The following is an 18,159-nucleotide window of genomic DNA, read 5'->3' on the forward strand; positions in this document are numbered from 1 at the left end:
GAGCGGGCCGCACGCCGGGCCGCCACGACATGCGGGGGCGCGGCGCCTGCACGAGACTCACTCGTACGCCGGGCCTCCACGGCCCGTGCGGGAACGGAGTGCGCAGGAATGGACGACTACCCCCTCCTCAACGTCTTCTGGACCATGCTGTGGTTCTTCCTCTGGATCATGTGGCTCTTCCTGCTCTTCAAGGTGATCACCGACATCTTCCGCGACCACGACCTCGGTGGCTGGGGCAAGGCAGGCTGGCTGATCTTCTGCATCCTGCTGCCCTACCTCGGCGTGCTGGTGTACGTCATCGCCCGCGGCAAGAGCATGGGGCAGCGTGACATCAAGCAGGCCAAGGACTCCGAGGCCGCGTTCCAGGAGTACATCCGCAAGACGGCGGGAACGGCGCCGGGCGGCGGCGCCACCGACGAGCTGGCGCGGCTCGCGGATCTGAAGGAGAAGGGCGCCATCACGGCCGAGGAGTTCGAGAAGGCAAAGGCCAAGGTTCTGGCCTGAGGGCAGGTCCGGCCCGGGCAAGGCGGGGCCGGAGAAGGGCGGCGTGCGGGCCACGGGCTCGCACGCCGCCCCCTTAATGCGTATGCGGAATACCGCTTTGATAGTGTCGGATCGTGAGGCTGACGAAGTTCACCGACCTGGCGCTCCGTGCCGTGATGCGCCTGGCGGTCATCGCGCAGGACGAGTCCGTCACCACGCGCGAGGTGGCGGAGTCGATGGACGTGCCCTACGCCCACATGGCGAAGGTCGTCACCCGGCTCCAGCACCTCGGTGTGGTCGAGGCGCGGCGCGGCCGTGGCGGCGGCCTCGTCCTGACGGAGCTGGGCCGACGCTCTTCGGTGGGTTGGCTGACCCGCACCCTGGAGGGCGAGGAAGAGGTCGTCGGCTGCGAGGGCGACCCTCCGTGCCCGCTGCGCACGGGCTGCCGGCTGCGAGGGGCCCTGCGCGAGGCGCAGGAGGCGTTCTACCGGGTGCTCGACCCGCTGACCGTGGCGGAGCTCGTCGCCTCACCGACAGGGCCGCTGCTCCTCTCCCTCACTCCTCGCCCCTCCGCCTGAACCACGCACGCTCCTCCCCTCGGAGCAGGCATGGCTTTTAATACGCAGATCATCTACCAGAATGAGAGTTCCCATGCTGTCCGAGCAGGCCACCCCGGTCATCCGCGCCACCCTGCCCGCCGTCGGCGGCGCGCTCGACGAGATCACCGAGCGCTTCTACGCACGGCTCTTCGCCGCCCACCCCGAGCTGCTCCGCGACCTGTTCAACCGGGGGAACCAGGTCAACGGCGAGCAGCGGAAGGCGCTGGCGGGGTCCATAGCCGCCTTCGCGGTCGCGCTGCTCGACCACCCGGACAGCCGCCCGGACGCCATGCTCTCCCGCATCGCGCACAAGCACGCCTCGCTCGGCGTCACCGCCGAGCAGTACAAGACGGTGCACGAGCACCTCTTCGCCGCGATCGTCGAGGTCCTCGGCGGCGCGGTCACCCCCGAGGTCGCCCAGGCCTGGGACGAGGTGTACTGGCTGATGGCCAACGCGCTCATCGCCGTGGAGGCCCGGCTCTACCAGGAGACCGGCGTCCCCGAGGGCGAGGTCTGGCGACCGATGGAGATCGCCGAGCGCCGCGAGGAGACGGCCGACACCGTGTCCTTCGTCCTGCGCCACCCCGACGGTTCCCCGACCTCAGCGTTCCGGCCGGGTCAGTACGTGAGCGTGCAGGTCACCCTGCCCGACGGCGCCCGGCAGATCCGCCAGTACAGCCTCTCCGCCGCTCCCGGACACCCGCAGTGGCGGATCACGGTCAAGCGGGTCGACGGCGACCCGGCGGGCGAGGTCTCGTCCTGGCTGCACGCCCACGCCCGCGTCGGCGACACCGTGGAGGTGTCGGCCCCCTTCGGCGACCTGGTCCTGCCCGAGGGCGACGGACCGCTGCTGCTCGCCTCCGCCGGCATCGGCAGCACCCCGATGCTGGCGATGCTCGACCACCTCGCCGCCACCGGATCGACCCGCCCGGTCGTGGTCGCGCACGCGGACCGCTCCCCCGCGTCCCACGCCCACGCCGCCGAACTGCACCGTCTCGTCGAGGCACTGCCTGGAGCGGCCCTGCACCTCTGGTACGAAGAGCCGGGCGAGGCCTCGGCGGCGCTGCGCGGCCGCGCCGACGTCACCGCGCTCGACCTCCCCGAGGGCACGACGGCGTACCTCTGCGGCCCGCTGCCGTTCCTCCGCACCGTGCGCGGCGACCTCCTGGCCCGCGGGACGGCCGCGGCCGACATCCACTACGAGGTCTTCGGCCCCGACCTGTGGCTCGGCGCCGAGAACTGACACCCCCTCCTGAAGGCCCACCCCGAAGCACCCCGCCTTGGAAGCCTCCACCCTGAAGGCCCCCGCCCTGGAGGCCTTCATCGGCACCTCCACCTTCGATAGCCAAGCGGCATGGCATTCATGCTGCGGATACTGCATAGTGAGGGCCCGTATCGGCCTCGCAATCAGCGGGTACGGAGTGAATGGACGGAAGCGATGGGATCGTTCGGATCGGTCGGTGGCGACCGGGACACGGGGCGGCGCCCGGTGCGCGGGATCGCGCTCGACATCGGCAGCTCGCGGACCCGGGCGTGGTCCCCGGGGGCGGGTGTCTTCGCGGACGTGCCGAGCGGTCCCGTACGGCGTGGCCGGGTGACCGACGCGGACTTCCACCTCCGACTGCTGCGCCGGCTGACCGCCGCCGCTCCAGGCGACGGCGGACACGACACCGTCGTGATGCTGACCCACCCGGTGCTCGCCGCCCCGGCGGAGCGGGAGGCAGCCCGCCGGGTCGTGGACGGACTCGGCCCGGCGCGGGTCATCGCCGTGGACAGCGCCCGCGCCGCCGCGGCCTATGCCGCCCCTCCCGGCGGTGGGCCCCTGCTCGTGGTCGACCTCGGCGCCCAGCTGACCGAGGTGACGCTCGTCGTCGACGGCCTGGTGGAGGACGCACGGCTGGCAGAGGTCGGTGTCGACGACGTGCCGGAGTCGGGACGGCTGCCCGACACGATCGCCGGGACGGCTGCCGACCTGGTCAGCGACCTGTGGCGGCACGACAGCACGGGCGCCGTCCGCGGCGCGCTGCGCCGCGGAGTCCTGGTGACCGGCGGAGGCGCGCACCGCATGGACGTGACGGGTCGCCTGGCGCACCTCCTCCGGGCCCGCCTGCGGCTGGCGAGCGACCCGTCGACGAGCGTCGTCCGCGGCGCGGGACTGATGCTGGCCTCCGCCCTGCGCCACCCGGGCGGCCCCCTCGGCCGCGACTGATCCTTTCGAAGGTCAGCAGCCGGTCGACCAGATGTGGGAGTCGCCCCGGTCGTTGGCGGCGCCGTTGTAGCCGACCTCCTGCCCTGGGGCGAGGCAGATGGTCATACCGCCTCCCTGCCAGGCGCTCTCGTAGACCTTGACGTGGTCCTTGATGCCGGGTCCCGAGATGCCGTGGTTGGCCCAGGAGGAGTCGGTGTCGGAGATCCAGCTCTCCCACCAGCCGTCGTCTCCGCTCCAGTTGGCACGCTGGCCGCCGAAGTTCGAGTCCTGCCAGACGCAGAACTCCCCGCTGGGACATTCGGCGGCGCCTGCCGAGGCGGCGAGGGTGAGGCCGGCGGTGACGGCGAGCAGTGCCGCCGCGGAGAGGGCGAGGATGCGCTTCACGAGTGTTCGTGGCCTTTCTGCGGTTGGGTGGGTGCGGGCAGTTCGACTGCCCGCCGCAGTGCGCGGTCGCGCAGCTGCCGGTATGCGGTGAGCTGGTCGCGGTGCAGGGTCCGGACCACGACCAGCTCGACGGCCTCCAGTCGGGCGCGAACGTCGTCGAGTCCGCTCTCCTTGGCGCAGCGGGCGGCGACGGCGGGGTCGGGAGCGGCGGGCCGGGGTCGGTCGGCCGGGGTGGCGCACCGGGTCCAGCGGGCGAGCGCCTCCTGATGGGCGGGGTCGTCGCGCATGCGGGCCTGGGCCTCGGCGCGAAGGTTGCCGACGGTGACCTGAGCCCGGAACCAGCGGCGGGCGTCGCCGTAGAGCCGGGCTCGCGCGGCGGCGAGGCAGCCGTCCTCGTGGGCGGTGACGGTGGCGCCCGTGGCGAGCGTGACGGAGAGCTCGCGGGGCCCCGCCCCGAAGAGCGCAGCCTGGAGGGTCCGGTCCTCGTCCGGGGCGCGGGCCCGTGCCGTGAGGGTGAGGCCCCGGTCCGCGAGGCAGTCGACGACGAGCCGGTGCTCGGCCGCCTCCAGGAGGGCGTCCTGGGCCTTCCGGTCGGCCGGAACGCCCGGTTTTCCGGACGTGCCCGGGCCGACGACGGTGCAGCCGGAGATGAGCAGGGAGGCGGCTGCGGTGACGAGGGCGCGGCGGGCGCGAGGTGTGCTGCGGAGCATGGGGTCCCCCTTCGAGCATCCAGGTCGGCGGGGTCCGGATGATCGTCCGGAGGGCCCGGGAAGATCACTGCCCGTAGTCGGACGGGCCATGCCGAGGCTCACTCGAACGGGTCGAACGCGCCGGGTCGTGCGCCCTTCGGGCGCCCTCGCGCGGGAACGAACCCCGGGACGTCCCCCGGAACGTCCCGGGGAACGACAAAGCCCCGGTTGGACGGGGGGTTCCAACCGGGGCCTGTAGCCGTGACAACGAAGAGCGGTCACCTCTAGGGGGGGACCATGGGGACCGGGCCCCTTCGCAGTCACATACGTATGAACGGTAAACCTATCCCGAATGTTCCGTGTACTCACATGTGGGTGATGTGAGTCAGCTCACCCGGTTTCCGCAGGTCTCGTCACTCCGCCTCGGGAGCGTAGACGACCCCGGGCTCGGCCTTTCCGGGAGCGAGGAGTTCGGGCACCGTCACGAAGGTGAAGCCCCGGTTCTTCAGCTCGTCGATGATCGAGGGGACGGCCGGCACTGTTCCGTCGTAGATGTCGTGGAGCAGGATGATGCCGTCGCGCCCCGCCTGGTCGATCACGCGCTGCCGTATCAGCGCGGAGTCGGTGGTGGAGTAGTCCTTGGCCGTGACGCTCCAGAGGATCTGCGCGAGGCCGAGTTCCTTGCTGACCTCGGAGACGGTGTCGTCGGTACGGCCCTGCGGCGGGCGCATCAGCGTGGGCTTGCGGCCGGTTATCTTCTCGACGGCGGTCTGGGTGAGAGCCAGCTCCTCGCGCACCTCGGCCTTGTCGAGGCCGGTGAGTATGCGGTGGCTCCAGGTGTGGTTGGCGACCTCGTGCCCCTCGTCGGCGATGCGCTTGACCACCTCGGGGTAGCGGTCGACGTGCCTCTTGCCGAGCAGGAAGAAGGTGGCGGGGACCTGCTTCTCCTTGAGGACGTCGAGGAGCCGGGGCGTGTCCTTGCCCGGCCCGGCGTCGAAGGTCAGCGCTATGCACTTCACCTCGGCGCAGTCGACGCGCCGAGCGCTCCCGCCCGCACCCGCCTTGCCGTCGGTCACGGCCTCGTCCCGGGCGTCCTGAGGAGTGACCCGGTCGACCCCGCACCCGCCGAGCGTCAGCATCAGCGACGCGGCCGCGAGTACGACGGCCGCTGTCCCCCTGCGGCGGCCCGGCCTGAATCCGAACATGGTGGAACCCGCTTTCCCCGGTGAAGTCCTCGATGGGTCGCCACCGCCTGGTCAGGACGGATCATGCGACGCCAGAGGACTCTACACACGGTGTATACCGGCGTTCGCAGGGGGGTGCCCCAAGCCCTTCGGGGAGAGCTCACGGGACCGCACGTGGATCCGCGGGACCTCGCGGGAGTCCTCGCCGCGAGGGATGCTGGAGTCCCCGCCGCGAGGGATGCTGGAGTCGTGGCACGAGGAGCCGCGAGGAGATGAGCGACGTGTACGACTTGCACATCGACACCGACGTCACGGTGCAGCTGAGCGACTGCTGCCGGGAGGACGCCCAGGCCGTGTTCGACGTCCTCGACCGCGTCTACCAGCTGGAGGACATGGAGACTCCGGGCCCGCGGACGGCGGAGGGCCCGGCCACCACCGTCTGGGTCGCCACGTTCGACACGGCCGGCGGACGCCGCGAGGACGTGGGCCCGACGCATCTGTCCGCGTTGGTCGGTGCCACCCTCACCGGTGGCTACCACGCCGTCGACGAGGTCGAGCGCGTCCTCGCCACCGGCTTCGACATCCGGTCCCTGCAGTCGGTCTCGGGTGACCAGGAGACCGAGGCCCGCCTTTTGCTCGCCTCCCGCTGAGCGACGAGGTGACCAACCCCCCGGGCGGAGCGGACGGGCGCCGTCCGGGGGCCCGCGTCTGCCCGCACGGTCACCCGCCCCCGTCTCAGCGGCGCCCGGTGATCGTCTCTACGGTGTCGGCCTCCGAGGCGGGCTTGTCGGGCCGGTGGCGCAGGACGCGGGCGAAGCGGAGGGTGATCCCGGCCGGATACCGCGTCGAGGCCTGGAGCCCGTCGTAGGCGATCTCCACGACGAGCTCGGGTCGCACCCGCACGGTGAACCCGTCGTCCGCCACGGCGAGTTCCCCGAGCCGCTCGGTCTGCCAGCGAAGCATGGAGTCGGAAAGGCCCTTGAAGGTCTTTCCCAGCATCACGAAGCCGCCGTCCTCGGCGCGCGCGCCGAGGTGGAGGTTGGAGAGCAGCCCGGTCCTGCGCCCGTGTCCCCGCTCGACGGCGAGGACGACGAGGTCGACGGTGTGGACGGGCTTCACCTTCAGCCAGGTGCGGCCCCGCCGGCCGGCCACGTAGGGCGCGTCCAGCGCCTTGACGAGGACTCCCTCGTGGCCGCGATCCAGCGTCTCGGTGAAGAAGCGCTCGGCCTCCTCGACCCGTGCGGGATCGGCCGGGTCCGTGACGACGAGGCGGCGGACCCGCTGGGACTCGGGGAGCAGCCGGGCGAGGACGGCGTGCCGGTCCCGGCCCGGCCGGTCGATCAGGCTCTCGCCGTCGGCGGCGAGGACGTCGAAGAAGACGGGTGTCAGGGGCAGAGCGGCCCGCGCCCCGGCCACGTCGCTACGGGATCCCACCCGGGCCGCGATGGACTGGAAGGACACGGGACGCCCGGTGGCGGGGTCGAGCGCGATGACCTCCCCGTCGAGGATGAACGTCTCGGAGGGCACGGCGCGGGCGGTGGCGACGACCTCCGGGAGCCGGTCGGTGATGTCGTCGAGGGAACGGGTGTGGACCCGCACGTCGTCGCCGCTGCGGTGCACCTGCACGCGGATGCCGTCGAGCTTCTCCTCCACGACGCAGGCGCCCAGGTCGGCGACCGCCTCGGTGACGGAGGCGGCGGTGTGCGCGAGCATGGGCTGCACCGGACTCCCGACCCGCAGCGTGAACCGGTCGAGCGCACCCGCCCCTTCGGCCAGCACGGCCTGGGCGACCGGAGGCAGGGAGCCTTCGAGCATGACGGCACGGCGCAGCTCGGCGGCGGGCACGGCGGCGGCCTTGGCGACGCCTTCCAGGGCGATCGCGTCGAGGGCCCCCTGCCGTACGTCCCCGGAGAGGAGCCGGAGCAAGAGCTCCTGCTCCTCACGGGTGGCGGCGGTGAACAGCGAGCGGACGAGCCGGTCCCGCTCCGCCCGGGAGCCCGTCCCCGAGACCGCGGCGAGCTCCGAGAGCGCGGTGTCGACGCGCGCGAGCGTGAGACCGGGCACCTCGGCGGGCGGGATCGCGGGCGGGACAAGGTTCTTGAGGACACTCCACCCGACGCCGATCCGCCCCTGCGGGAGCCGGCCCGCGAGGTAGGCGATGACGAGCGGGCTCTCCTCGGGCACGGCTTCCGCGAAGAGCTCGGCCAGCAGACCGATCTTGCGCGAGCGCGCGGAGGTGGCGGCGACCTCCCGGGACACCTCCGCGACACGGGCGAGCAGCATGGGCCCATCCTCCCCACACCGCGCCTCCGCCGCACGCCGGCGCCGGACCCGCTGCCGCGTCAGGGCCAGCCCACGGGCCTCCTCCTTCTCCGCCCGCGTGTGGCACGCGCGGCCGTCCTGCGGAGGAGCCGGTCGAGCAGCCGGGGGCGGGAGGAGCCGGCCCGCGACACCGGGTCCGGGCCTGGGCCCGGGTCCGTCCCCGGAAAGACCACGGGAGGCCGCCCGACGGCCGGTGTCTCCGCGCCTCGCACCGCCGGCAGCGGACCGGAGGCCGGTGGCCGGATCGAGGCCGGTGGAGCACCCGAGTCCGGAGGTGGGTCCGCTGCCGAGCGCGGGTCGGAGGCCTGCAGCGGCCACCGGGGCGGTGGCGGCTCCACGGGCGGTGACGGCTGCGACCGCCGCCGCGGCACGTGGACCTGGTCCCGGGCCTCGCCGGGGTGCGGAGCGGGGCGGTCCGCGCGCGCCTCGTCCAGGGCAAGGGCCAGGCTCATCCGGAGCCAGAGGACCTCGTCCGGCTCGTCGGCCAGCGCGAGCCGCTCCGCGACCTCGCGGGCCGCAGGCGACACCGGGTGGCCGGGCTGTGGTGGCGGGCGCAACCGGTCGAGGTGAGCGCGCTCGTACGGATCGCCGACGACCTCGGCCAGATGGCCGGGGTGGAGCATGGAGGCGATGGCCGCCGCGCGGGACCAGGGATCGCCCGTGGCCCGCAGCAGCAGGGCGAGCCGGCGCGCCCGCCAGTTCCTCGGCCTGGAGTCCTCGTGCGCGTCGAGACGCTCGCGCACGTCCTGGGGCAGCCGCCCGCTGAGCAGTGCCGGGTGGGAGAGGGCGAATTCGGCCACCTCCGCAGCGAGATACATCCACACCACCGCCCGGTAGCGGTTCAGATAGAACCGCACCGGGCTGAGGTGCCCCGTCCTGGCCAGTCGCGTGAACCGGTCCTGCGGCACGGACAGGAGCTCCGCCGCCTCCCGGGTGCCCACCGCCCGCACCCGCTCACGCAGGCCCTCGGGGAAGTCCGGCGCGGCCCTGAGCCGGTCGACCTCAGCCCGCTCGACACGCCGCCGCTCCCCGTCGCCGACCGGAACGGTCCTCACCAGGCCCAGCTGCGTCGCGAGCCGGAACTCGCCGCGCCTCAGCTCCAGTTCCTCCGCCGCCTGCCCCGGTGTCACCGTGCGCGCGCCTTCGTCCACCGTCATCGCGTGGTCCCCCGGTGCGTTCGTCACTCTCGTACTCCGACGAGAGAAAACGTAACGCAGAGTGACATCATTCGGACGGCCTGTGGACAGCGCCCTGTGGACAACCCTTGTCAGTACGCGGTGTCACCCGGGAGGCCCGGCTGGCGGGCCGCCACGCCGAGGTGCTCGCCGACCCGGTTGACCAGCAGCGTCATCTCGTATGCCACCTGGCCGACGTCCGCCTCGGCGGCGCTGAGGACACAGAGGCAGCTGCCCTCGCCCGCCGCCGTCACGAAGAGCAGCGCCTCGTCGAACTCGACCATCGTCTGACGGGCCCGCCCGGCCCGGAAGTGCCGGCCGGAGCCCCGGGCCAGGCTGTGCAGGCCCGAGGAGACGGCGGCCAGGTGCTCGGCGTCCTCCCGCGCGAGACCACTGCTCGCGCCCGTCACCAGACCGTCGTTCGACAGCACCAGCGCGTGCCGTATGGACCCGACCCGTTGGGTCAGATCGTCCAGAAGCCAGTCCAGTTCCTTGTCCAGCGCCATGCGTGGTCCTCCCCCTTGGTCTTTCGTCCCCGTCGACCCGCAAGTCGTCCGGCTCCGCGTGTCGTGGCAAGCCTTACGCACTGTCGTGGACAGGGCAAGCACCGGGCCCCGCCCGCGCGTCCCGCCCGATGTCCGAGGTGCGAGGCACCATGGGGCGTGACGAGGACGACCGAGGATCAGTGGCGGACCCTTCGCGTCCGTGGAGTCTCCGACCGAAGGCGCGGGGCCTCAGCCGACGCTGTCGAGGAGTCGTGCGGTGTGCATCCGCCCGGCGTACTCGACGAGACGGATGAGCACTTCCTTCCCCGAGTCCCGGTCGCGGGCGTCGCACAGCACCACGGGTGTGCCGCGGTCCAGGTCGAGCGCGCGGGAGACCTCGTGCGCGCCGTACGTCCGGGCGCCCGTGAAGCAGTTGACGGCGACGACGAAGGGGATCTTGCGGTGCTCGAAGTAGTCGACTGCGGGAAAGCAGTCCTCGAGCCGCCGGGTGTCGGCGAGCACGACGGCCCCCAGTGCGCCCTGGGACAGCTCGTCCCACAGGAACCAGAAGCGGTCCTGACCGGGGGTGCCGAAGAGGTAGAGGGAGAGCCCGGAGCGGATCGTGATGCGGCCGAAGTCCATGGCGACGGTCGTGGTGGTCTTCTGGTCGACTCCCCCGGTGTCGTCGACGAGTTCACCGGCGCGGCTGAGCTGCTCCTCCGTCCGCAGGGGCCGGATCTCGCTGACGGCGCCGACCAGGGTGGTCTTGCCCACGCCGAATCCGCCGGCGACCAGGATCTTCAGGGCGAGGGCGGTGGTGTCCACGCCCTCGCGCGCGCCGGTGCTCTCAGAGCGCTCGTAGGCCATCGATGACTTCCCTCAGGATTCTTTCGTCGGGGAGCTGGGCGGGGGGTACGGGCCTGCTGACGCGGACGAAGCCCGATTCGAGGAGGTCGCCGAGGAGGACCCGGACGACTCCGACGGGCAGGTCGGCATCGGCGGCGAGCTCGGCCACCGACTGCGTCTCGGCGCGGCACAGGGCGAGCAGGGAGCGGTGTTCGGGGCCGAGGAGGCTTTCCTCCGCCGCTCCCGGCGGGTCGTCGTCGACGACCACGAGGGCGATGAGGTCGAACCGGACGTTGCTGGGCCCCGGACGGGTCCGTCCGCCGGTCATCGCGTACGGGCGTACGAGCGGCCCGGCGTCGGCGTCGTACCACTGACTGCCCGGGACGGACGGGACGCCGCCGGTACTGTCCTCGTTCATGGAGGTCTCCGGGTCAGCCGGCGACCGGCGGGGTCACCGTGAGCCGCGGCGGGGTGTGCAGGTGCTCGCCGACCCGCTTGACGAGACGGGCCATCTCGTAGGCGATGAGGCCGATGTCGGCGCTGACCGAGCTGAGGACCGCCAGGCAGGAGCCGTCGCCCGCCGCGGCGACGAAGAGGAACCCGTCGTCCATCTCGACCATGGTCTGGCGGACGCCGCCGGTGTGGAACTGCCTTCCCGCGCCCTTGGCGAGGCTGTGGAAGCCGGAGGCGATGGCGGCGAGGTGCTCGGCGTCCTCCCGGCTCAGTCCGCTGGAGGAGCCGACGGCGAGGCCGTCGTTGGAGAGCACCACGGTGTGGCGGACCTCGCGGACCCGCATGACGAGGTCGTCGAGGAGCCAGTCGAGTTCGCCTGACCGGTGGTGGGAGATCCTCTCGTGGTCGATCATGCGTCGTCTCCTTCGAAGCGGGGGGTCATGGGGTCGATGAGGTCGTGGTGCTGCCCGTCGGAGAACTCTCCGCCGAAGCCGGTCCCGAGGGGCCGCCTGCTGCCGGGGGCGGGGCCGCCGCCGCGCTGCCAGCCGTCCCGGTAGGCCGCCATCCGGTCCCGGACCTGCTCGGGGGTCCGCGCGTCCGCGCCGGGAGCGGCGGATGCGGAGACCGGGGCGGGAACGGGTGCCTCGCGCAACTGCGGGACGAGGCTCGCCTGCCGTACGCGGCGCGGCAGATCGCCCTCGGGATCGCCGTGGTCGGCGCCGGGCTCTTCTTGATCCCCTCGCGGACCGTATGCGCCGGGACCGTACGGACTGGTGGACGACGGCGCGGGAGCCGGGCCCCGGGGCGCCGGTGGCGTCGGCGTCGCCGGCACCGACGAGGAGGGCGGTGCGGCCGGCGTCGGAACGACCCGGGGCGGCGCGGCCTGTGGCGATCCGGGCTGCGTCGGTCCGGTCGGTGTCGGAACGATCCGTGGCGGTCCGGCTTGTACCGGTCCCGCTTGTACCGGTCGGGGCGTCGTCGGTCCGGGCTGCGCCGCTCCGGACTGCGTCGATGCGGTGGGGCCGCGCTGGCGGAGAGCGGTGACCCCGGCGGGCGGCGGGCCTTCCTCCGGTCGCACCGACAGGGCGGGGACCGCCGTCGGGCGTGACAGGGGCTGCGGACGGGACTGCGGACCGGGCGGCGGCTGCGGGGTCCGGGCGGCCGGGGCGGGGCCGAGAGGGAGGGTCGGCGTCGGCGTACGGGGGGCCTGGGGGCGGCCGAAGCGGCGGGCCTCCGCGCGCTGCTCCTCCTCGTGCTCCCGCGCGGCGCGCGAGGGGTCCGCGGCGGAGCCGCCCGCGCGCGGGTCCCCGCCGCGGGGGGCACCCGTCCGGGGGTCGCCACCGCGGGGCGGCCCGTCCGGAGTTCGCCGGGGCCCGGGGTTGCCGGCCGGGGAAGCGGCGGCCGCGCCCTCGGCGTCCCGTCCGGTGGTCGCCGGGGTGCCTCGCCCGGGCGGCAGCGCACCCTGGAGCAGATCGGTCGGGAGCAGCACGACGGCCGTCGTCCCGCCGTACGGGGAGGTCCGCAGATGGACCTTGACGTCGTGGCGGGCCGAGAGCCGGCTGACGACGAAGAGGCCGAGGCGGTCGCTGTCGAAGAGGTCGAGGGCCTCGGACTGGGCGATGCGGGCGTTGGCCTCGGCGAGGGTCTCCTTGCCCATGCCGAGTCCGCGGTCCTCGATCTCCAGGGCGTAGCCGTTGCCGACGGGCTCGCCGCTGACCCGCACCTTGGTGTGGGGCGGGGAGAACTGGGCGGCGTTCTCGATGAGTTCGGCGAGGAGGTGCGTCAGGTCGGCGACGGCGCCGCCGACGACGGCCGTCTCGGGCAGTCTGCGCACCTCCACGCGCGCGTAGTCCTCGATTTCGGAGACGGCGGCGCGGACGACGTTGGTGAGGGGGACGGGCATGCGCCAGGCGCGGCCGGGGGCGGCGCCGGAGAGGATGATCAGGCTCTCGGCGTGGCGGCGCATGCGGGTGGTGAGGTGGTCGAGGCGGAAGAGGTCTCCGAGCTCGTTGGGGTCGTCGGCACGCCGCTCCATGCTGTCCAGGAGGTTGAGCTGGCGGTGGACGAGGACCTGGCTGCGGCGGGCGAGGTTGACGAAGACGCCGGAGATTCCGCTGGCGAGCTCGGCGCGCTCGACGGCCGCGGAGAGAGCCGCGCGGTGCACGGTGGTGAGCGCCTCGCGGACCTGGCCGATCTCGTCCTGGGAGACGGGCCCGGACGGTGTCTCGGCCCGCACGTCGATCTCCTCTCCGGCACGAAGTCGCCGCATGGCGGCGGGGAGCTTGCGGCGGGCGATCCCGAGGGCGGTGTTGCGGAGGCTGACGAGCTCGACGACGAGGCCCCGGCCGATGCGGACGGAGATGACGAGGGAGGCGGCGACGGCGGCCAGGCCGAGCAGGACGGCCGCGCCGCCCACGCTCAGGACGCCGCCCGCGAAGGGGTCGGCGCGGTCGGCCGCCGCCGTGCGCGCCTCGGTCTCGATCGCGGTGAGTCCGCTCCGTACGGCGGCGAGGGTGTCGTCCCAGTCGGCCGACGTGACCGCCTGGGCGGCGGGGCGCCCGGCCTCGGCGGTCAGGACGCTGTCCTCGGCCTTGACGAGGCGGGTGTGGTCGCGGCCCGACTCGATCCGGTCCCACTCCGCGCGCGTGGCGGCGGGCAGGTCGGCGGTGGCGGAGGCGGTGAGCGTACGGCGGGTCTCGACGGCTCCGGCGAAGACGCGGAGCCGCTCCGGGGTGAGGCGCCCGGTGAGGTGGGCGGAGCCGATGAGGGCGTCCTCGCGGGCCAGCATCTCGCCCGCGCGGCCGAATTCGAGGAGCACGCGCGCGTCGGAGCCCTGCTGGGTGTCCTGGATGCCGGTGAGGGCGCCGCCGACGGCGAAGCCCGCGGAGACGGCGGCGGTGTACTCCTCGTACACCTGGTCCCAGTCGGCGCGCCCGTCGACGGCGGCGGTGCGCAGCTTGGCGAGGCCCTCGACGGTGCCGACGAAGGCGCTCACCCGTGCCGGGACGTCTCCGGGCAGGTCCCCGGTGTCGCCGACGGTGTGGTCGCCGCCGAGGCGGAGGCGGCCGACGGCGGCGTCGGTGCGGGCGATCCGGTCCTTGAGTTCGGCCGACCGGGCGGTGCCGGGCGCGGCGACCTGGCGTCCGGCGGCGCGCCGTTCCGCCTGGAGCGCGTCGATCGCGGCCGTCACCGGCTCGCGGATCTCGGCGTCGACGCGCTGAAGCTGCCGGAGCCTGGCGACGTCCTGGGCGGTGGTGACGGTGGCGAAACCCCACAGGGCGAGGAGCGAGACGACCGGGACCATCAGGAGCGAGACGATCTTGGCGCGGACCGTACGGGGCCGCAGTCCGTGGCGGACGGGCCGGGTGCGGGCCGGGGAAACGGGGTCCGGGGCGGGGGTGTGGTGCGGCCCCGGCTCCTCGGCGGGGCGCCCGGCGTGTGCGCGTCGCCCGCGCGCGGCCGCCGGCGGCGGAGCCGTCGCCTCGGCGTCCTTGGTCTTGCGGGGAGTTCGCATGGGCTCCTCGTTCCGGCTGCGTCTGTCTCTGGTGCGGTGGCTGTGCGCGAGCGGTGTGCGGGGGTAGGACTGGAGGGCGGACGGGGCAGGTCAGGTCGCGTCAGGTCAGGGGCGACGCGCGGCTTCGGCTGTGCGGAAGCCGGGAGGTGCGACGTCCACCGCCCGCTCGTCCGGTTCGGTGAGGCGCTCGGCGGAGGCGTACGCGGCCCGCTCCTTCGCCGTCGGGGAGAGGGCGACGAAGGCGGAGGTGATGAACAGGTACGAGCCGAGTCCGACGGCGAGCGGGAAGATGAACTGCATGACCGTGGCACCGGGGAGAGCGGCGGCGGAGGGGACGACCTCGACCCGCACCGCGAGCATCCCCGTGTAGTGCATGCTGCTGACGGCCGCGCCCATGACGAGCGAGGCGACGGCCACGGCCGCCGGAGCGTGGATGTTGAGTGCCGCCCACAGCGCCGCGGTGGCGGCCACGACCGCGATCACGACCGAGAGGGCGACGAGCAGGGGGTCGTACCTGACGTCGCCGTGCAGCCGGAGCGCGGCCATGCCCATGTAGTGCATGCTCGCCACTCCGACGCCCGTGGTCAGTCCACCGATCAGGAGCGAGCGGACCCGGTCACGGCCGTACCCGACAGCGAACACGCCGACGCCGACGACGGCCATGGCGATGAGCAGGCTGAGGATGGTGAGGGGAACGTTGTAGCGGATGTCGGTTCCGGTCACGCCGAAGCCGAGCATCGCGACGAAGTGCATCGTCCAGATGCCGGTGCCGATCGCGGAGGCGGCGGTGAGCAGCCAGTTCCGCCGTGATCGGCCGGTCGCGTCGAGCGCCCGTACGGTGCAGCGCAGCCCGAGGGCGGCGCCTATGCAGGCCATCGCGTACGACAGCGCGGGTGTCAGCCAGCCGAAGGTGGCGTGGTCCAGGTGTCCCATGGCTCAGGGACGCTAGTGCGCATCGGGGGGCGCACCAGGGGCGCATTTCGAAAGCTGATGGAATATGACAGAGAGATGGTCCCGAACGATCACGCCGAGTTCGAACGAGCACACAGAACGTTCACACCTCCGGGTGGTGAATCATGGGCACATGAGCGATGACCCCACGCACGTCCGAGAGTTCTTCGGCGCTCGTGCCGCCGACTGGGACAGCCGGTTCCCCGACGACGGTCCCGCGTACGCCGCCGCCGTGAGCGAGATCGGTCTGCGCCCCGGTGACGCGGTGCTGGACGCCGGCTGCGGGACGGGCCGGGCCCTGCCGCCGCTCCGTGCGGCCGTCGGCCCGACCGGCACCGTACTCGGCGCCGACCTGACCCCCGAGATGCTGACCGAGGCCGTACGGGCGGGACGCGGCGCCCCGGGGCAGGGTTCGCCCGGCGCCGGGACCGGCCCTGACACCCCAGAGAACACCGACACCCCGGACGGCCGGACCGGCGCGGGGACCCTCCTGCTCGCCGACGTCGGCCGGCTTCCGGTGCGCGACGGCGCGCTCGACGCCGTCTTCGGGGCGGGGCTCGTCTCCCATCTCGCCGACCCCGTCGCCGACCTGCGGGAGCTCGCCCGGGTCGTCCGTCCGGGCGGCCGTCTCGCGCTGTTCCACCCGATCGGCCGCGCCGCCCTCGCGGCCCGGCACGGCCGGCAGATCACGCCGGACGACCTCCGCGCCGAGCCCGTGCTGCGCCCCGTGCTCGCCGAGGCCGGCTGGCGGCTCGTCAGCTACGTGGACGAGGACGCTCGCTACCTGGCTCTGGCCGTCCGCGAAGGCTGAACCGACGGGCCGATGCCGGACGGCCCGCGCAGCGCACACCACGACCGGCCCGGCCCCGTCATGACCGGTCCTGATCAGAACGGTCCCAACGCACCCTTCTGTCACGGCACTTCGCTGTCTACGGTGGAGGTGCCGGGCAAGTCGTGCCCGGGAGAGGCGGTGGGCTGTGGCACGGGTGACGGAACGACTGCGCAGACTCTTCCCTTCCGCCCGGCGGGCGACCGAGGCCGCCGCGCCCGCGCCAGCGCGCGCCCGGCAGGGCCACAATCTCTTCGAGGCGGCGGCGGAGTACGTGGCCGCGTGTGCCGAGGACGACCCGGCCCGGGCGGAGGAGGCGGCGAGCCGGGTCTCCCCCGGCATGCTCTCCTTCGGAGTCAACGAACTGGCCTGCCGAGCGCTCATCGCCCTCGCCCGCGAGCGCGACGAGTCACCGACCACCGTGGCCCGCTCACTGCTCGGCCTCCGGGACGGCTGACACCCTCGACGCGCGGGTTACTCACTGGTTAAGGTGCGCCGACGACCAGATGGGGAGGCTGCCGTGACCGGGACGGACCCGATCGCCGATGCGCGCGCCGAAGCCGACGCCGACGCACTGTTTGTGCTGACCGCGGCGCTGCTGACGCCCGCACGCTTCCCGAGCGTGCTCGGTGACGACTATCCGGCGGCCTGCGCCGCGCTGGGGCTCCAGCCCTACGTGGACGGGTACGGGCTCGTGTTCGGTCAGGACGGGCTCGGGGCGCGGTGGACGGTCGTCGTCGACGACGTGTCGCTCGTCGCGGTGGCGATCTCGTCCTGGGACTGCGGCATGGCCTACGACCTCTCCCCCGACGAGAACTCGGTGGTCGCGGGGCTGCCGGGCTGGCCCCTCGCGGTGGCCACCGCCGCGCCCGGCGTGCCCGCGCCGCACGACCCGGAGCCGGAGGAGGGCGATCCGGCCCCGCTGGTCCCGCCGTCCGGCGACGTGTGGGGCCCGGCCCAGCGCCGGCTCGGCGCGGACGAGGTGGCGCTCCAGTGGGCGGACTGGCGTGCGCAGGTGAGCGACGACGCCGAGGTCGGCGGTACGCCGGCGACGGGTACGGCAGAGGCGAGTTCCGCGGAGGCGGGTCCGGAAGCCGGCTCCGGCACCGTCGCCGCCTCCGCGCCCGACCCGTACGACGGCGTCCGACGAGCCCTGAGCGAGCTCCGCGGCTATCTGGAGGAGGCACCCCCGGTGGGGCGGGTACGGTCCGCCTCTACCGGGGAAGGCCATGCTCGCGTCCTGCGCGCGGACGGTCCCGGGTGGTCGTTCGTGGCCCGGACCGACGACATGGCCTTCGTCCTGCTCGACGAGCTGCCGCGCGAGGTGCTGCCGGTGGCCAGGGGCCCGAGGCTGCCCGCGCTCCTGGAAGCGCTCGACGCGATGGCCGTCCGACCCTCCTGAAAGGGGTACGCGGTCAGACCCGCTCCAGGGGGCGGTGCGGGCCCTCCGGGAGCTCGGCGCGGATCGTGTCGCCGGGGCGGACCTCCCCGCCCGTGAGCACGATGCCCATGATGCCCGCCTTGCGGACGACCTCGCCGTTCTCGTCACGGCCGAGGACCTGCTTGAGCAGGCCGTGCCGGAAGGTGTCGATCTGCGCGCAGGGGTTGCGCAGCCCGGTGACCTCGACGACGGCCTCGGCGCCCAGGTGGAGACGGGTGCCGGTGGGCAGGCCGAGGAGGTCGATCCCGTGGGTCGTGACGTTCTCGCCGAGGTCGCCGGGGGTGACCTCGAAGCCGGCGCCCGCCACGTCCTCGAAGAGCTCGGCGTGGATCAGGTGCACCTGCCGGAGGTTCGGCTGGGTCGGGTCCTGGGCGACACGCGACCGGTGCTTGACCGTCACTCCCGCGTGGACGTCACCCTCGACCCCGAGGCCCGCGAGGAGCGTGATGGCCTCGCGGTTGGGCTTGGTGAACGAGTACGTGCCGTTGCTGCTGACCGACTGGACGGTGCCGCTGCTCATGCCGAGGAGCTCCCCTTCTCCGCTGCTGACCGGTCGTCACGGGCGCTGGATACACCCCACCCGACCCCGAACCGA

The 18,159-nt window shown here is 73.5% G+C and carries 20 protein-coding genes; 8 read left to right on the forward strand and 12 right to left on the reverse strand.

The features are described from left to right. Positions 1-108: 108 nt before the first annotated feature. From DEJ46_RS02320 to DEJ46_RS02335, 4 genes are all read left to right on the forward strand, one after another. A complete protein-coding gene (locus DEJ46_RS02320) occupies positions 109-504 on the forward strand; it encodes an SHOCT domain-containing protein (protein ID WP_150263916.1) in 396 nt (131 codons plus the stop codon). Positions 505-617: 113 nt separating this feature from the next. After that, on the forward strand, positions 618-1,061 hold the full coding sequence (locus DEJ46_RS02325; RefSeq protein ID WP_150263917.1) for an RrF2 family transcriptional regulator: 444 nt from the start codon (positions 618-620) through the stop codon (positions 1,059-1,061). A 73-nt stretch (positions 1,062-1,134) separates the two neighbouring features. Beyond that, positions 1,135-2,325: a globin domain-containing protein gene (locus DEJ46_RS02330; RefSeq protein ID WP_150263918.1), complete on the forward strand. Its 1,191-nt coding sequence runs from the start codon at positions 1,135-1,137 to the stop codon at positions 2,323-2,325. Positions 2,326-2,520: 195 nt separating this feature from the next. After that, a complete protein-coding gene (locus DEJ46_RS02335; RefSeq protein WP_150263919.1) occupies positions 2,521-3,291 on the forward strand; it encodes a rod shape-determining protein in 771 nt (256 codons plus the stop codon). A 12-nt stretch (positions 3,292-3,303) separates the two neighbouring features. On the opposite strand, the gene DEJ46_RS02340 is transcribed toward DEJ46_RS02335, so the two are convergent. The 3 genes from DEJ46_RS02340 to DEJ46_RS02350 form a co-directional block, all read right to left on the reverse strand. Beyond that, on the reverse strand, positions 3,304-3,675 hold the full coding sequence (locus DEJ46_RS02340; protein WP_150263920.1) for a peptidase inhibitor family I36 protein: 372 nt from the start codon (positions 3,673-3,675) through the stop codon (positions 3,304-3,306). Further along, positions 3,672-4,385 carry a hypothetical protein gene (locus DEJ46_RS02345; protein ID WP_223834463.1) on the reverse strand — a complete coding sequence of 238 codons (714 nt, stop codon included), beginning with the start codon at positions 4,383-4,385 and terminating at the stop codon, positions 3,672-3,674. The genes DEJ46_RS02340 and DEJ46_RS02345 overlap by 4 nt, the downstream gene beginning before the upstream one ends. 392 nt (positions 4,386-4,777) lie before the next feature. After that, positions 4,778-5,569 (reverse strand): polysaccharide deacetylase family protein, encoded by a 792-nt coding sequence (locus tag DEJ46_RS02350; RefSeq protein ID WP_150263922.1) that lies wholly within the window; start codon positions 5,567-5,569, stop codon positions 4,778-4,780. Positions 5,570-5,820: 251 nt separating this feature from the next. Here DEJ46_RS02350 and DEJ46_RS02355 point away from each other — a divergent pair, with 251 nt between their 5' ends. Continuing rightward, the gene (locus DEJ46_RS02355; RefSeq protein WP_150263923.1) at positions 5,821-6,198 is read left to right on the forward strand and encodes a hypothetical protein; all 378 of its coding nucleotides are present in this window, start codon (positions 5,821-5,823) and stop codon (positions 6,196-6,198) included. Between the two features lie 85 nt (positions 6,199-6,283). Here the strand turns inward: DEJ46_RS02355 and DEJ46_RS02360 are convergent, their stop codons facing one another. From DEJ46_RS02360 to DEJ46_RS02395, 8 genes are all read right to left on the reverse strand, one after another. After that, positions 6,284-7,831, reverse strand: a complete 1,548-nt coding sequence (locus DEJ46_RS02360) for an ATP-dependent DNA ligase (protein ID WP_150263924.1) — start codon at positions 7,829-7,831, stop codon at positions 6,284-6,286. A gap of 59 nt (positions 7,832-7,890) precedes the next feature. Continuing rightward, positions 7,891-9,027, reverse strand: a complete 1,137-nt coding sequence (locus DEJ46_RS02365) for a DUF6397 family protein (protein WP_190622387.1) — start codon at positions 9,025-9,027, stop codon at positions 7,891-7,893. A 110-nt stretch (positions 9,028-9,137) separates the two neighbouring features. After that, entirely contained in the window at positions 9,138-9,551 is a 414-nt protein-coding gene (locus DEJ46_RS02370; RefSeq protein WP_150263925.1) for a roadblock/LC7 domain-containing protein, read from the reverse strand. A gap of 228 nt (positions 9,552-9,779) precedes the next feature. Next, positions 9,780-10,397 carry a GTP-binding protein gene (locus DEJ46_RS02375; RefSeq protein ID WP_150263926.1) on the reverse strand — a complete coding sequence of 206 codons (618 nt, stop codon included), beginning with the start codon at positions 10,395-10,397 and terminating at the stop codon, positions 9,780-9,782. Then, positions 10,378-10,794 (reverse strand): DUF742 domain-containing protein, encoded by a 417-nt coding sequence (locus DEJ46_RS02380; protein ID WP_150263927.1) that lies wholly within the window; start codon positions 10,792-10,794, stop codon positions 10,378-10,380. The genes DEJ46_RS02375 and DEJ46_RS02380 overlap by 20 nt, the downstream gene beginning before the upstream one ends. 13 nt (positions 10,795-10,807) lie before the next feature. Continuing rightward, the gene (locus tag DEJ46_RS02385) at positions 10,808-11,242 is read right to left on the reverse strand and encodes a roadblock/LC7 domain-containing protein (RefSeq protein ID WP_055639656.1); all 435 of its coding nucleotides are present in this window, start codon (positions 11,240-11,242) and stop codon (positions 10,808-10,810) included. Next, the gene (locus DEJ46_RS02390) at positions 11,239-14,343 is read right to left on the reverse strand and encodes a sensor histidine kinase (RefSeq protein ID WP_150263928.1); all 3,105 of its coding nucleotides are present in this window, start codon (positions 14,341-14,343) and stop codon (positions 11,239-11,241) included. The genes DEJ46_RS02385 and DEJ46_RS02390 overlap by 4 nt, the downstream gene beginning before the upstream one ends. A 105-nt stretch (positions 14,344-14,448) precedes the next feature. Beyond that, on the reverse strand, positions 14,449-15,276 hold the full coding sequence (locus DEJ46_RS02395) for an MHYT domain-containing protein (protein ID WP_150263929.1): 828 nt from the start codon (positions 15,274-15,276) through the stop codon (positions 14,449-14,451). A gap of 151 nt (positions 15,277-15,427) precedes the next feature. On the opposite strand from DEJ46_RS02395, the gene DEJ46_RS02400 reads away from it, so the two are divergent. The 3 genes from DEJ46_RS02400 (at position 15,428) to DEJ46_RS02410 (ending at position 17,525) form a co-directional block, all read left to right on the forward strand. Then, the gene (locus DEJ46_RS02400) at positions 15,428-16,105 is read left to right on the forward strand and encodes a class I SAM-dependent methyltransferase (RefSeq protein WP_150263930.1); all 678 of its coding nucleotides are present in this window, start codon (positions 15,428-15,430) and stop codon (positions 16,103-16,105) included. A gap of 166 nt (positions 16,106-16,271) precedes the next feature. After that, a complete protein-coding gene (locus DEJ46_RS02405) occupies positions 16,272-16,580 on the forward strand; it encodes a hypothetical protein (protein WP_150263931.1) in 309 nt (102 codons plus the stop codon). Between the two features lie 63 nt (positions 16,581-16,643). Further along, entirely contained in the window at positions 16,644-17,525 is an 882-nt protein-coding gene (locus DEJ46_RS02410; RefSeq protein WP_150263932.1) for a hypothetical protein, read from the forward strand. 13 nt (positions 17,526-17,538) lie between these two features. Here the strand turns inward: DEJ46_RS02410 and DEJ46_RS02415 are convergent, their stop codons facing one another. Continuing rightward, on the reverse strand, positions 17,539-18,084 hold the full coding sequence (locus tag DEJ46_RS02415; protein WP_150263933.1) for an MOSC domain-containing protein: 546 nt from the start codon (positions 18,082-18,084) through the stop codon (positions 17,539-17,541). Positions 18,085-18,159: the final 75 nt, after the last annotated feature.

The sequence above is a fragment of the Streptomyces venezuelae genome, from assembly GCF_008642375.1.
Lineage (GTDB): Bacteria > Actinomycetota > Actinomycetes > Streptomycetales > Streptomycetaceae > Streptomyces > Streptomyces venezuelae_G.